This window comes from Streptomyces sp. NBC_01537 (assembly GCF_045040445.1).
Classification (GTDB): Bacteria; Actinomycetota; Actinomycetes; order Streptomycetales; family Streptomycetaceae; genus Actinacidiphila.
Map to the genome: position 1 here is coordinate 7,022,190 of NZ_CP109392.1, position 12,826 is coordinate 7,035,015.

General features: G+C 70.6%; 13 protein-coding genes. 3 read left to right on the forward strand and 10 right to left on the reverse strand.

Annotation, left to right across the window (positions count from 1 at the left end; genetic code table 11):
- Positions 1-99 precede the first annotated feature (99 nt).
- The 5 genes from OG607_RS32285 to OG607_RS32305 all read right to left on the reverse strand — a co-directional run bounded on the left by OG607_RS32285 (position 100) and on the right by OG607_RS32305 (position 5,449).
- Positions 100-1,317 (reverse strand): PucR family transcriptional regulator, encoded by a 1,218-nt coding sequence (locus OG607_RS32285; protein ID WP_405730932.1) that lies wholly within the window; start codon positions 1,315-1,317, stop codon positions 100-102.
- Between the two features lie 54 nt (positions 1,318-1,371).
- The gene (locus OG607_RS32290) at positions 1,372-2,199 is read right to left on the reverse strand and encodes an ABC transporter permease (protein ID WP_405730934.1); all 828 of its coding nucleotides are present in this window, start codon (positions 2,197-2,199) and stop codon (positions 1,372-1,374) included.
- Positions 2,200-2,303: 104 nt separating this feature from the next.
- Positions 2,304-3,176, reverse strand: coding sequence for an ABC transporter permease (locus OG607_RS32295; RefSeq protein ID WP_405730936.1), 873 nt, complete (start codon positions 3,174-3,176; stop codon positions 2,304-2,306).
- 9 nt (positions 3,177-3,185) lie between these two features.
- Positions 3,186-4,382 (reverse strand): ABC transporter substrate-binding protein, encoded by a 1,197-nt coding sequence (locus OG607_RS32300; RefSeq protein ID WP_405730938.1) that lies wholly within the window; start codon positions 4,380-4,382, stop codon positions 3,186-3,188.
- Entirely contained in the window at positions 4,373-5,449 is a 1,077-nt protein-coding gene (locus tag OG607_RS32305; protein WP_405730940.1) for an ABC transporter ATP-binding protein, read from the reverse strand. Before OG607_RS32305 ends, OG607_RS32300 begins: the two co-directional genes overlap by 10 nt.
- Before the next feature lie 111 nt (positions 5,450-5,560).
- Between OG607_RS32305 and OG607_RS32310 the strand changes: the two genes are divergently transcribed.
- Positions 5,561-6,289, forward strand: coding sequence for a FadR/GntR family transcriptional regulator (locus OG607_RS32310; RefSeq protein ID WP_405730942.1), 729 nt, complete (start codon positions 5,561-5,563; stop codon positions 6,287-6,289).
- Positions 6,290-6,321: 32 nt separating this feature from the next.
- Complete coding sequence (locus tag OG607_RS32315; protein WP_405730944.1) at positions 6,322-7,023, forward strand: cache domain-containing protein; 702 nt, start codon at positions 6,322-6,324, stop codon at positions 7,021-7,023.
- A 116-nt stretch (positions 7,024-7,139) separates the two neighbouring features.
- On the opposite strand, the gene OG607_RS32320 is transcribed toward OG607_RS32315, so the two are convergent.
- Both OG607_RS32320 and OG607_RS32325 read right to left on the reverse strand, forming a co-directional pair.
- On the reverse strand, positions 7,140-7,493 hold the full coding sequence (locus OG607_RS32320) for a VOC family protein (protein WP_405730946.1): 354 nt from the start codon (positions 7,491-7,493) through the stop codon (positions 7,140-7,142).
- A gap of 375 nt (positions 7,494-7,868) precedes the next feature.
- The gene (locus OG607_RS32325) at positions 7,869-8,507 is read right to left on the reverse strand and encodes a LysE family translocator (protein ID WP_405730948.1); all 639 of its coding nucleotides are present in this window, start codon (positions 8,505-8,507) and stop codon (positions 7,869-7,871) included.
- A gap of 79 nt (positions 8,508-8,586) precedes the next feature.
- Between OG607_RS32325 and OG607_RS32330 the strand changes: the two genes are divergently transcribed.
- Positions 8,587-9,078 (forward strand): carboxymuconolactone decarboxylase family protein, encoded by a 492-nt coding sequence (locus OG607_RS32330; protein WP_405730950.1) that lies wholly within the window; start codon positions 8,587-8,589, stop codon positions 9,076-9,078.
- A gap of 84 nt (positions 9,079-9,162) precedes the next feature.
- On the opposite strand, the gene OG607_RS32335 is transcribed toward OG607_RS32330, so the two are convergent.
- Genes OG607_RS32335 through OG607_RS32345 form a run of 3 tightly spaced genes read right to left on the reverse strand, consistent with a single transcriptional unit; the run spans position 9,163 to position 12,820 of the window.
- A complete protein-coding gene (locus OG607_RS32335; protein ID WP_405730952.1) occupies positions 9,163-9,993 on the reverse strand; it encodes an aminotransferase class IV in 831 nt (276 codons plus the stop codon).
- A 12-nt stretch (positions 9,994-10,005) separates the two neighbouring features.
- The gene (locus OG607_RS32340) at positions 10,006-11,220 is read right to left on the reverse strand and encodes an FAD-dependent monooxygenase (protein ID WP_405730954.1); all 1,215 of its coding nucleotides are present in this window, start codon (positions 11,218-11,220) and stop codon (positions 10,006-10,008) included.
- A 1-nt stretch (position 11,221) separates the two neighbouring features.
- Positions 11,222-12,820, reverse strand: a complete 1,599-nt coding sequence (locus tag OG607_RS32345; protein ID WP_405730956.1) for a class I adenylate-forming enzyme family protein — start codon at positions 12,818-12,820, stop codon at positions 11,222-11,224.
- Positions 12,821-12,826 lie beyond the last annotated feature (6 nt).

The following is a 12,826-nucleotide window of genomic DNA, read 5'->3' on the forward strand; positions in this document are numbered from 1 at the left end:
TTTTCACTCTCTCGTGTGCGAGGTGGTCCACGCCCGTGGGGACAGGGACCAAGAACCGACGGGTGATTTGTTGGTGTCCCACAAAAGCCTTGCTGGTACTCAGGGTGTCTGACCGGAGTCGGAGAGTCGTCCGAGGATCAGGGCGATACGCAGAGTGAACGCCGAGCGCACATCCGAGGGTGACCATCCGGTGACGTCTGTCACACGTCGGAGCCGGTAGCGGACGGTGTTGGGGTGAACGAACAGCATTCGTGCGGCGCCCTCCAGGGAGGAAGCCTGCTCCAGGTAGACAGAGAGCGTCTCGAGCAGCGCTGAACCGGCTTCCTCCAGCGGGCTGTAGATCTCCTCCACCAGTTGCTCGCGGGCCGCCCGGTCCCCGGCCATCGCCCGCTCCGGAAGCAGATCGTCCGCCAGCACCGGCCGCGGCGCGTCCGGCCAGGCGGCGCACGCCTTCAGCCCGGCCGCCGCCGCCTGCGCCGACTTCGTCGCCGACAGCAGGTCCCCGACCACCGGCCCGGCCACCACAGGCCCGGCGGCGAACGGCCCGATCAGGGACTTCGCCACCTTCATCGGATCCCCGTCGCCGCCCGCCACCACGATCAGCTTGTCACCCAGCACCCCGGTCAGGACCTGGAGCTTCGCATGCCGGGCCGCGCGCCGGATCGCCTCGACCGTCAGCTCGCTGTCCCCGTTCGGCGCCGTTCCGAGCAGCACCACGATCCGGTCCGGTGACCCCCAGCCCAGCGCCGCCGCCCGCGACAGCACGCCCTCGTCGGCCTCGCCGGACAGCACCGAGTTGACGACCAGCGATTCGAGCCGGGCGTCCCAGGCGCCCCGGGCCTCGGCCGCCTGCGCGTACACCTGGGCCGTCGCGAAGGCGATCTCCCGGGCGTAGACCAGGAGCGCCTCGCGCAGGATCGCCTCGTCACCGGGCGCGGCGACCTCGTCGATGGCCTCCTCGCACACCGCCATGGTCGTACGGACCATCTCCACGGTCTGCCGCAGCGAGATCGCCCTGGTCAACTCGCGGGGCGCGGTCCCGAACACGTCCGTACTGATCGCCCGGGGCGTCTCCGGGTGCCGGAACCACTCCGTGAAGGCGGCCACACCGGCCTGGGCGACCAGCCCGATCCACGACCGGTTCTCCGGCGGCATCGCCCGGTACCAGGGCAGCTGCTCGTCCATCCGCGCGATCGCGTTCTGGGCGAGGCGCCCGGAGGACTTCTCCAGCCGGCGCAGCGTCGCCGCGTGCGGATGGCCGCGGACCGGGTCCGGGGCGTGATCGTGATCGTGATCGTGCGGAGAGGGTTTTGCCACAGGACAAGCCTGCCTCATCGGGAGCGGTCCTCGGCACGCGGGTGCGGAGGCCCTTCACTGGGAGCGGCGGCGTGACCCCGGCGTGACGGCGTCGGCGGACAACCGCTGCGCGAGGTAGATGGGGATGACCGACAGCAGGATCAGCACGGCGGCGACCACATTGACCACCGGCGCCTGCTGGGGCCGGGCCATGTTGGAGAAGATCCAGATGGGCAGGGTCTGGACACCGGGCCCGGCGGTGAAGGTCGTCACCACGATCTCGTCGAAGGACAGCGCGAAGGCCAGCAGCCCGCCTGCGAGCAGCGCGGACCGTACGAGGGGGAAGGTGACGTCGCGGAAGACCTGGAAGGTGTCGGCGCCCAGGTCCATGGCGGCTTCCTCGTACGAGCCGGAAGTGCGGCGCAGCCGGGCGATCACGTTGTTGAAGACCACGACGACGCAGAAGGTGGCATGGCCGACGATGACCGTGAACAGGCCGAGCCCGACGCCCAGCGGTTCCAGCACCGCACGGAAGGCCGTGTTGAGCGCGATGCCGGTGATGATGCCCGGCAGCGCGATGGGCAGCACGACGACGAAGGACAGCGCCTCGCGGCCGAAGAAGCGGTACCGCTGCACGGCGAACGCGATCAGCGTCCCCAGGACCAGCGCGATGCCGGTGGCACCCAGCCCCGCCTTGACCGAGGTCCCCAGCGCGTCCCGCGCGCCCGAGCTGTGCCATGCGGCCCCCCACCACCGCAGGGTCAGGCCTGCGGGTGGCCACCCGAACCCGCGATCTGCGTTGAAGGAGTTGAGCAGGACCAGGAGCAGGGGGACGTAGATCACGGCGAACCCCAGGCCTGCGGCGGTGCGCAGCAGGACACGTGCCGGGCGGGACAGATGCATGACGGTCCTTCGTGGACGACGGTGCGCCGGTAGGGGCGCGGGGAACTGCGCGACCAGCCGGCCACGGTCTGCAGCTGGCGCACGGACCTTGCACGCCACCGCGCTCAAAGCGCGGCGAGCGCGCCGCTGCGCCGCACGGCGAGCAGGTACAGGACGATGATCACGACCGGCACCGTGCCCAGCGCAGCGGCAAGCGGCAGGTCGAGGGTGATGTTGGAGTAGACGAGGTTGCCGATCAGCTGGGTCTTGCCGCCGACGATCTGCACGGCGATGTAGTCGCCCAGGCTGAGCGAGAACGTGAAGACCGACCCCGCCGCGATGGAGGGGAAGACCATCGGCAGGACGACGGACCGGAAGGTCCGCCAGGTCCTGGCGCCCAGGTCCGCCGACGCGTCGAGCAGGTTGGCGGGCAGCTGCTCGAGCCCGGCGTGGATCGGCAGGATCATGTACGGCAGCCACAGATACGCCAGCACCATGATCACGGCGGGTAGCCCGTAGCCCGGGCCGCTCAGCCCGAGCGGCTTCAACGCCCAGTCCAGCGGCCCGCCTTCGGACAGCAGGATCCGCCAGGCGTACGCCTTGACCAGGTAACTCGCCCACAGCGGGGTGAGGATGGCGACCACCAGCAGCGGGCGGTGCCGCGGTCGGGCGACCCGGGCGGTGTAGAAGGCGATCGGGAAAGCGATGACCACGTCGATGAGGGTCACGGCCACCGCGACGCCGAGGCTGCGCAGGGCGACATCGCGGTAGACCGAAGTGGTGAGGAGCGTACGGAAGTTGTCCGTGCTCCAGATCTTCACCACGTCGGAGGTGAAGGGATCCGTGGTCCAGAAGGCGGAGAGGAAGAGCGCGGCCAGCGAGCCCAGATAGGCCAGTACGAGCCACAGCAGCGGGGCGGTCAGCAGCAGGGACAGCCGCAGCCGCGGGCGGCGGTGCAGGATGCCCGCCGCCCGCCGCCCGAAGGTTTGCTTGAGCATGTGGAGGGGTCAGCCCTTGATCTCGGTCCAGGCCTGTACCCACTTGGCGTACGGCACGCACTTCACATCCGTACGGTCGTCCAGGCACTGCGGGATGGGGGTGTTCCAGAAGTGGATCTGCTTCCAGTACGACTCGTCGGCGGCGTGGTACGTGGTGCAGAAGCTCTTGTCGGCGGTGTGGTCGCAGGACTTGGAGTCGGCCGGGGCCTCGCCGAACCACTCGGCGACCTGGGCGTTGACCTTGGGGGAGACGATCCAGTCCAGCCACTTGTAAGCGCAGTTGGGGTGCTTGGCCTTCGCGGAGACCATCCAGGTGTCGGACCAGCCGGTCGCGCCCTCGGCCGGGAGGACCGCCTTGACCTTGACCTTCTCGCTCTGGGCGAGGTTGGCGATGACCTGCCAGGTGGTGCCGATGACGGAGTCGCCGCTCTTGAAGGCGGAGATCTCCTTCAGGTAGTCGCTCCAGTACTCGCCGATGTCGGCGTTCTGCGCCTTGAGCAGGGCCACGGCCGCGTCGAACTGCTTGCTGTCCAGGGCGTACGGATCCTTGATGCCCAGCGCCGGCTTGGTCTTCATCAGGTACAGGGCGGCGTCGGCGATGTAGATGGCCGAGTCGTACGCGGTGACATGGCCCTTGTACGTCGACGCGTCGTCGAAGACCGCCGACCAGGAGGTGGGGGCCGGGGAGACCTTGTCGGTGCGGTACATCAGGAGGTTGGCGCCGCGGCCGTGCGGGATGCCGTAGGCGACCCCGTTGACGGAGTTCCACTTCTGGAGCTTGAGGCTGGAGAAAATGTTCGCGTAGTTGGGGACGAGCGCGGTGTTGACGGGCGCCGCGTCGCCGGACGCGATCAGCCGCAGCGAGGCGTCGCCGGAGGCGGAGACGGCGTCGTACTGGCCGGTCTTCATCAGGCTGACCATCTCGTCCGAGGTGCCGGCGACCTTGGTGTTGACCTTGCAGCCGGTCTGCTTCTCGAACGGGGTGACCCAGTCCACGGACTTGTCGTTGGAGCCGTCCTCGGCGTAGCCCGCCCAGGCGATGAGGTCGACCTCGCCCTCGGTCTCGCCGAGGGACTTCTGGGCGGTGAGCTTGGGCGGGGTGAAGGTGCCGTTGGAGCTGTCGGTGGTGGTGCTCGATGAACTGCAGGCACTGGTGCCGGCCAGGGCCAGCACGGCACAGGCGATGACGGTACGGGTCAGGCGCACGTGGACTCCGATTCGGGCATCGGTACGGGGACGTTGTGGCGGCGCTGCCACTGGAGGCGGACGCGGGTGCCGCGGTAGGCGGCGGTCTCCTCGGAGGAGGTCTCCAGGTTCTGCTGGAGGGCGGTGAGGCGGCCGCCGCCGTCGAGGTCGACCAGGAAGCGGGTGGAGTCGCCGAGGTAGACGACCTCGGCGACGGTGCCCGTGGCGTTGGCGTTGGCGTTGGCGTCTGCGTTGGCGTTGGCGTCTGCGTCGGCGGGGCACTTGTCGTCCTGCCTGAGGAGGCGGATCTTCTCCGGGCGGATGCTGTACGTCGTCCCGTCCTCGTCCGTCAACAGGTTGGACGTGCCGACGAAGCCCGCGACAAAGGGTGTGGCCGGGCGTTCGTACACCTCGGCGGGTGTCCCGACCTGCTCGATCCGGCCGCCGTTGAAGACGGCGATCCGGTCGCTCATGCTCAGCGCCTCGTCCTGGTCGTGGGTGACGAAGACGAAGGTGATGCCGACCTCCCGCTGCAGTGCCTTCAGCTCCACCTGCATCTGCTCGCGCAGCTTCAGGTCCAGCGCGCCCAGCGGCTCGTCCAGCAGCAGCACCTTGGGCCGGTTGACCAGGGCCCGCGCGAGGGCGACCCGCTGCCGCTGGCCGCCCGAGAGCTGGGACGGGCGGCGGCTGCCGAAGCCTTCGAGCCGCACGGAGGCGAGGGCGTCGCGGGCGCGTTCCATCCGCTCCGCCCTGGGCACCTTCCGGATTTTCAGCCCGTACGCGATGTTCTGCTCGACCGTCATGTGGGGGAAGAGGGCGTAGTCCTGGAAGACGGTGTTGACGTCCCGCTCGAAGGGCGCGAGGCGGGTGACGTCCTGGCCGGCCAGCTCGATGGTGCCGGCCGTCGGGGCCTCGAAGCCGGCGATCATGCGCAGCACGGTGGTCTTGCCGGAGCCGGAGGGGCCGAGCATCGAGAAGAACTCGCCGTCGCCGATGTCGAGGTCGACCCCGGCGACCGCCTCCGCCTGGCCGAAGGACTTGCGCAGGCCGTGCAGGCGTATGGCCACGGGAACCGGAACCACATCCACGGGCGGGAACCTTTCTCTGCGGTCGGGCGTTGAGCTAAAACATATGAAGTTATAGTTCAAAGAACAAGATCCGGCCGAGGTAAAGCTTTCGCCAAGTGAGAAGGTGTGCTGGTGAGCAAACTTTCGGGTGGCGCCCTGCACGCGGTCTTCGCCCCTGTCGACAACCTGGCCCGCGTCGACGCAGTCGTCCGCCGGCTCGGCGACGCCATCGAGCTCGGCCTCCTCGCCGACGGTGAACAACTCCCCGGCGAGACCGAACTCGCCACCCGCCTCGGCGTCTCCACCGTCACCCTCCGCGAGGCCCTGATGGCCCTTCGGCAGCAGGGCCTCGTCACCACCCGCCGGGGCCGTGGCGGCGGCAGCTTCGTCACCACCCCCGGCCAGCCACGGGCCTCCCGCCTCGCCGACTGGAGCACCGAGGAGCTGCGCGACCTCGCCGACCACTGGTCCGCCGTCTCCGGCACCGCCGCCCGCCTCGCCGCCGAGCGCACCGAACCCGAAGACCTCGGCGCGCTGCTGCGCTCCCTCGACGAGTACGAGGCGGAAGCCGATCCGACGGCCCGGGGCCGGATCTACGGCCGCATCAACGTCGAACTCGCCGCCGCCGCCCAGTCCGCCCGTCTCACCAAGGAAGAGATCCGTATCCAGGCGGACCTCGGCCCGCTAATCTGTCTCGCACTCGGCGACGACGACCACCACCCGGCGGTCGCCCAACTGCACCGCGCCCTCCTGCGCGCAGTGCTCGACGGCGACTCCGAGCAGTCCAGGTCCCTGGCCGAGCGGCGTGTGCAGGACGCGATGGAGCGTCTGGTCGAGCTGCGCCTCACCGACTCGGGCTGACTTCCGGCTAGGGGGCAACCGCCGTGGATGTCATGGACTCCGTCGACGTAATGGATGTGGTCGCCCGCGTGCGCGACACCCTCGAAGACGTCTTCGCCGCCGTCGCCGAGGTCCGCGACCGCACCGCCGCCCTCGCCGCCGTACGGGACCGGGACCCGGAGGACCTGGGCACCGCCGACCTGGCCGCCCTCCGCCCCCTCCTCCACGACCGCCTCCGCCGGCACCGCGGCCTCGTCTCCGGCATCGGCTTCATCGCCGAACCCGGCCTCCTCTGCGACGTCCCCGCCTGGCTGGAGTGGTGGCAGACCACCCGCGACGGCGACCTTCGGCCCCTGCTCCTCGACCTGGACCCGAACACATCCGCCTACTCCGACTACACCCACTGGGACTGGTTCGCCATCCCGCGGGAGACCGGCGAGCGCGCCTGCGCCGGGCCGTACGTCGACTACCTCTGCTCCGACGAGTACAGCCTCACCCTCTCCGTGCCGGTGCACTTCAACGGCCGCTTCCTCGGCGTCGCCGCCGCCGACGTCTACCTCCGCCACTTCGAGGCCGCCGTCCTCCCCCTGCTCCGACGGCTCCCCGGCCCCGCCGCCCTCGTCAACGCCCGTGGCCGCGTGGCGGCGTCCACGGACGCCCGGCATCTGGCGGGCGCGCTGCTCAAAGGGCCGCGCTTCGGTGCGGCACGGCTGCGTCAGTGCGGCGAGATCCCGCTGGCGCTGGCGGAGCTGTAGCGCGAGTCCACCGTGGCGTCTGGCGCTCTGACCGGGGATGGTTCACCGGTTCCTGCCGGTGCGGGCGAGAGCGATCAATGGGCCATCAGCACGTCACCGCCTGCGTGAAGACGCGGTCAGGCGGGCTGCCACAGCTCGACCCGAGTGCCCTCGGGATCGGTGACCCAGCCGAATCGGCCGACACCCTCCATGTCCTGCGTCTCTTCGGCCACGTCCGCTCCCTTGTCGCGCAGTTGCGCGAGCATCGCATCCAGGTCGCGGACCCGGAAGTTGAGCATGGTCTGCTGGGCGCGGGATCCGAAGTAGTCGGTCTCGGACTCGAAGGTGGCGAACACCGTCGGCCCGGCTCCCTGACGCCACAGGCCGTTCTCATCGGCGTCCAGGCCCAGGCAATCGCGATACCACGCGCCCAGGGCCGCCGGGTCAGCGGCCCGCGTGAAGTATCCACCGATTCCAAGCACACGTTCCATGCCGCCATCTTGCCAGCACGGCGATCGGGCGGGCCGGCGGCAGTGCCGGCTGGGGAGCCGGCACACTCAGATCGTGATCCTGTTGGTTGAGCCGGGGGCGGCGGACAGGGCGACAGGGTTACGCACTGGCGCCTCCGCCCTGGAGAAGATCCGCGATTCGCGCGTCAACCTGCTGGCGGTCATAGCCCCTCAGCGTGACCTGGAACGTTGGCGGGGCCGCCGGTGAGTCGGCCTGGGGCAGGGCTTTGAGGTAGCGGTCCACTTGATGGCGGTCGTAACCCCGCCACACCACGTCGAAGCCACGGAACTCGGATGATGTCGACACTGTGCGGGTCACTCCAACCCTTCGGTATCCACGTTCGGACTCGCGGACTCTCAGTCGCTGAAGGCCAGACGGATCCCGAACGCTGCGATGACGGTCCCGGTGAGCCGGTCCAGCAGGCGGCGCGCCTGTGGCTTGCGCAGCCAGCCGTGCAGGAGGCGGGCGCAGCCGATCAGCACGGTCGACCAGACGAGGCCCACGGCGATGTGTACGGCGGTGAACAGGAGCCCCATGCTGAAGTGATTCGTCCCGGGAGGGATGAACTGAGGCAGAACGGCGACGTAGAACGCGCCCATCTTCGGGTTCAGGAGGTTGGTGAGCGCTCCCTGGCGCCAGCCGCCGCCCATCGAGTCCACGCCGGAGAGAACTGCTACCTCATCCGTGTCCGGCGCGGGTTGCCCTTTGAGGGTGGCCCAGAGCATGCGCGCACCCATCCACACCAGGTAGGCGGCACCTGCCCAACGCAGGGCCGCGTAGGCGACATGGGAGGCCGTGAGAAGTGCGGTTACACCCAGGGATGTGAGAGCGCCCCACAGGAGCGTTCCCGTCTGAATGCCCAGGACGACTCCCCAGGCCCTCCTCCGTCGGCCAAGGACCGACGTCCGCAGGATGAGGGCGGTGTCGAGTCCGGGGGTGAGCGTGAGGAGCCCTACTACCAGGGCGAAGGACCACAGTGCGGTGCTTATTGCCATGGGATGCCAGCGTAGCCCACGACCGCTCGGTTTCGGTATTCGGTCCCGTCGCACGCTATTGCGGTAATAGGGTGAACGCATGGCTACTAATGAACCCGCACCCCGCGTAGCACTCAAGAAAGTCACCCCGAACGTATCCGGCGCGATGGGCGCGCTGCACACCGCCGCAGTTGAGGCGGCAAGTGATGCAAAAGTCGAGCCGGAGCTGCTGGAGCTTATCCGGATCCGGGCGTCGCAGATCAATGGCTGTGCCTTCTGCCTCGACATGCATACGAAGGACGCTCGCGCGAAGGGGGAGACCGAGCAGCGCGTCTACGCGCTGAACGCGTGGCGTGAGACCCCGTTCTTCACCGAACGGGAGCGCGCGGCACTGGCGTTGACCGAGGCGGTGACGCTGGTGAGCGACGGGCGGGTGCCGGACGCGGTGTACGGGGCGGCGGCCGAGGTGTTCGACGAGGAGCAGGTGGCGGCGCTGATCTGGGCGGCGACGGTGATCAACGCGTACAACCGTATCGCTATCGCCACGCGAATGGTGCCGGGAAATTATCAGCCGGTTCCGAAGGATTCCTGAACCGGGGCGAGGAAATCGAATATCGCGCCGGGTCGATTCGTTTCGACCCGGCGCGATTCTGCTTATAGCTTATGGGGGCGGTATTCAGCCTCCTGGCAGCGGCTCGGAAATTCCGGTGAGCCAGGCCTGCCATTCGGCGGCGCGTGGGGCGGGCCCGGCGGTTATGGGGCGGTCGGTCCAGTCGGTGACGGGGCGGATTCCGTGGAGGGCGTTGACGAGCCACACCTCGTGGCCGTCGAGGTCGTCGAGGGTGCAGCGGCGGTGGAGGAGCCGGATGCCGGAGCGGCGGGCGCGGGCTTGGAGGAGGCCGGTGGTGACGCCGGGGAGGACGGGGAGTTCGGGGGCGGGGAGGCAGAGGGTGGTGTCGTCCTCCCACCACAGGATGCTGGAGTTCGCGGCCTCCAGGATCAGGCCGGAGGCGGTGGTGAGTACGGCCTCGTCGGCGCCCTGGCCCTGGGTGGAGGCCCGGCGGCGTACGCCGGCGAGGGTGCCGAGGTCGGGGCCTTTGCGGCGGGGGAGTGTGCGGGGGTCGGGCTGGCCGGCGCCCCATACGCGTACGGCGGGGGCGAGGGGAGGCGCGGGGCGCAGCCGCAGCCGCAGTTGGGGGCGGCGGCCGGCGGTGCGCGCGGCCGCGAGCTCGACGCGCGGGAACCAGGTGCCGTCGGCGCGGGGCAGGGCGGCGGTCATCTCGCGCCAGAAGGCGGAGAGTTGGGCGGCGGGCGGGCCGCCTGCCTCGGCGCAGGCGCGCAGGAAGCGCTCGCGGTGCCGGGGGAGGGCTCGGACGCGGCCGTCGCGGATGAGCCAGGAGTCGGCGGCGAGGAAGGGCCCTTCGGATCCCGGGTCGGTGGTGGTCAGGCCGTGGGCGGGGTCCCAGGCCAGGAGCTGTTCCGAGGTCGTTGTCGAGGTTGTTGTCATGGGGGCCTCCTCTCAGTACTTGCGGCCCACGCTCGCGGGCGAGCCGTGCCGGGGTCCGTACGGGGCGTGCTCCAGCCAGGCCCCGCACCAGGGGAGTACGGGGGCGAGGGTGGCGGCGGCGCGCTGCTTGGCCCGGACGATACGGCGCTGGGGGCGCAGATGGGCCAGGGCGGTGCCGGCGGCGGCGCTGTTGAAGAGGGCGGCGGCCCGGCGGGTCTCGGCGAACTCGGCGACCGCCGTGGTGGTCCCGGCGGCGAGCGACTCGGCGACGGCCGAGGCGGCGGCAGCGGCGTCTGCGATGCCGCTGTTCATCCCCCGGGCGCCGAAGGGCGGGAAGAGGTGGGCGGCCTCGCCGACGAGGAGCACGCGGTGGCGCGGGTCGCTGAACCGGGCGGCGACGGCGCGCAGGAAGCGGTACGTCGACACCCACAGCACACGGTCGGCGATGTCGTCGGCCTTCAGGTCGTCCACGACGCGGGGGAGCCAGCGGCGTACGGCCTCCTCGGTGCCGTAGGAGTCGGGCGAGTCGTCGTCGCGGCACTGGAGGTCGATCTGGAAGCCCCCGGTGAAGGGCACCCGCATCACGCTGCGGCCGCCCATGCCGGGGTGTTCGTAGTGAAAGACCCGCTCGACCGGCGCTTCGGCTCCCGGAACGCCGGCCACATCGACCACCACATGGAACCCCTCCGCGCGGATGCCGTCCATGGCGATGCCCAGGTCGTGCCGGACCGCCGAGCGGGCGCCGTCGGCCGCGATGACATGGCTGCCGGCCCACTCGCGGCCGTCCCTGGCTGTGAGCACCACCCCGGTGTCCTTGATCCGTACGCCGGTCACCTTGGCGCCCCACTCGAAGGCCACCCCGGCGTCGGCGCACGCGGCGAGCAGGAACCGCTCGGTGTCCACCTGCCGCAGGCTGGTGAACGGCGGCCCCGAGGAGGGCGGCGGCGGGAAGGTGCGGGCGTAGACCTCGCGGCCCCGGTACAGGGTGCGGTTGGTGTGCCAGGTCTGCCCGTACGAGGTGATCTCGGCGGCGAGGCCGGGCCGCATCGCGTCGAGCAGCCGCAGCGTCTCGCGATGCACGAACAGGGCCCGGCTGCCCGGCCGTTCGCGGCCCTGCGGATCGGCCTCCAGGACGGTGACCGGCAGGCCGTGGGCCCGCAGGGCGAGGGCCGCCGCCATGCCCACCGGCCCGGCCCCGGCCACCAGTACGCCGTTCGCGTCGGTCACGTCAGACCCCGAACCGGGCGGCGGGGAGGGCGCCCTCGGTGAGCATTCGGGTGATCTCGACCCGCTTGATCTTCCAGGTGGAGGTCCTCGGCAGGTCGTCGAAGCGCCACTGCAGCGGGGCGGACATCAGCGGCAGATCCGCGGTGGCCTCGTGCCAGCGGCGGTTGTCCAGCGGCCGGTCGCCCCGTACGCACACCACCGGCACCGGCTCCCGGTCCGCGCCGGGCACGATGATCACCTCGCGCAGCTCGTCGAGGCGGGTCATCAGGATGTCCTCGACCTCCAGATTGCTGTCCACCGAATCGATCTGGTCTATCTCACGGTCGATCAGATAGAGCCCGCCCCAACGGCTCTGGTAGCCCATGTCGCCCATCTGCCACCAGCCGTCGCCCAGTTGGGCGTCGTAGGTCTCCTGGGCGCCGAAGTAGGTGAGGATCCGGCCCCTGGTACGGGCCTCGATGCGGCCGGGCTTGCCGGACTTGGCGCGCTTCCCGGCCGCGTCGGCGATCCGCACGCGGGTGAAGCCGGGAATGGCGGTGCCCACCCGGCGGCCGTCCGCCTTCGCGGCGCTGCGGCGCGAGTACACCTGGAAGGCGACCGGCCCGGTCTCGCTCTGCCCGTACAGCTGGATGAGCCACGGCGAGCGCCTGCGGGAGGCGCCGAGCAGCCGCTGGACGGTGCGCGGGTGGATCGCGTCGAAGGTGCTGCCGTACGAGCGGACCTGGGACAGCGGTCGGCCGGGCGCGTCGGCCAGCTCCTCCCACAGGACGAAGGTGTTGGGGTGGGTCTCGACGATGCCGGGGCGGTGCTCGGCGAGCAGCGGTCCGGCGCTCGCCGGGTCCGGGTCGACGAGCATCAGCAGCGGGCTGCCGAAGTGCAGGAGCACGCCGAGCAGATGGTAGAAGCGGGAGTGGACGAAGGACATGTGCAGCGCGGCGGTCTCGCCACGGGTCGGCCAGCCCATCGCCTTCTGCGGGACCAGGCGGTTCCACATGGTGTTCGCGCAGTGCACGGCGAGCTTGGGGATGCCGGTGGTCCCCGAGCTGTGGGTGATCAGCGAGGGTTCGCGGGGGTGCAGCCGCACCGGCCCGTGCGGCGGGGCGCCGGCGTACTTGTCCAGCGGTACGGCGCCCTGCGCGTCGTCCACGCTCAGCACCTCCCGTACGAGACCGGGGACGCCGGCCCCGGCCAGTGGCCCCTCCAGCTTGGCCCGGTCGGTGATCAGCCAGGGCTGCCGCAGCCGGCCGAGCAGCTCGCCGACGACCGGGCCGGCCAGGCCGGGCGAGAGCAGCGCCGGGACCGCGCCGATGCGGGAGAGCGCGCAGGTCAGCAGAACGATGTCGAAGTTGTCCGACTTGTGGACGGCCACCCGTTCGGAGGGCCGGATCCCGGCCGCCCACAGCCGCGCGGCCAGGTCGTCGACCAGTCCGGCCAGTTCGGCGTAGCCGAGGGCGAGGCCTGCTTCGGGGCGTACGTCCAGCGGCCGGTCCAGGGTGACGGGGACGGAGCCGTGCCGGGATGCGGCCTGGTGGAACATCAGGCCCAGGTAGAACCCGCGCTCGGGGAGCAGGGGCAGGGAGAGGGACAGGGGCTGTCGCATGTGACC

Coding starts and splice junctions, on each gene's coding strand:
- OG607_RS32290 (WP_405730934.1), bottom strand. CDS start 2,199: ATGCATCTGTCCCGCCCGGCACGTGTCCTGCTGCGCACCGCCGCAGGC.
- OG607_RS32295 (WP_405730936.1), bottom strand. CDS start 3,176: ATGCTCAAGCAAACCTTCGGGCGGCGGGCGGCGGGCATCCTGCACCGC.
- OG607_RS32315 (WP_405730944.1), top strand. CDS start 6,322: ATGGACTCCGTCGACGTAATGGATGTGGTCGCCCGCGTGCGCGACACC.
- OG607_RS32320 (WP_405730946.1), bottom strand. CDS start 7,493: ATGGAACGTGTGCTTGGAATCGGTGGATACTTCACGCGGGCCGCTGAC.
- OG607_RS32325 (WP_405730948.1), bottom strand. CDS start 8,507: ATGGCAATAAGCACCGCACTGTGGTCCTTCGCCCTGGTAGTAGGGCTC.
- OG607_RS32330 (WP_405730950.1), top strand. CDS start 8,587: ATGGCTACTAATGAACCCGCACCCCGCGTAGCACTCAAGAAAGTCACC.
- OG607_RS32335 (WP_405730952.1), bottom strand. CDS start 9,993: ATGACAACAACCTCGACAACGACCTCGGAACAGCTCCTGGCCTGGGAC.
- OG607_RS32345 (WP_405730956.1), bottom strand. CDS start 12,820: ATGCGACAGCCCCTGTCCCTCTCCCTGCCCCTGCTCCCCGAGCGCGGG.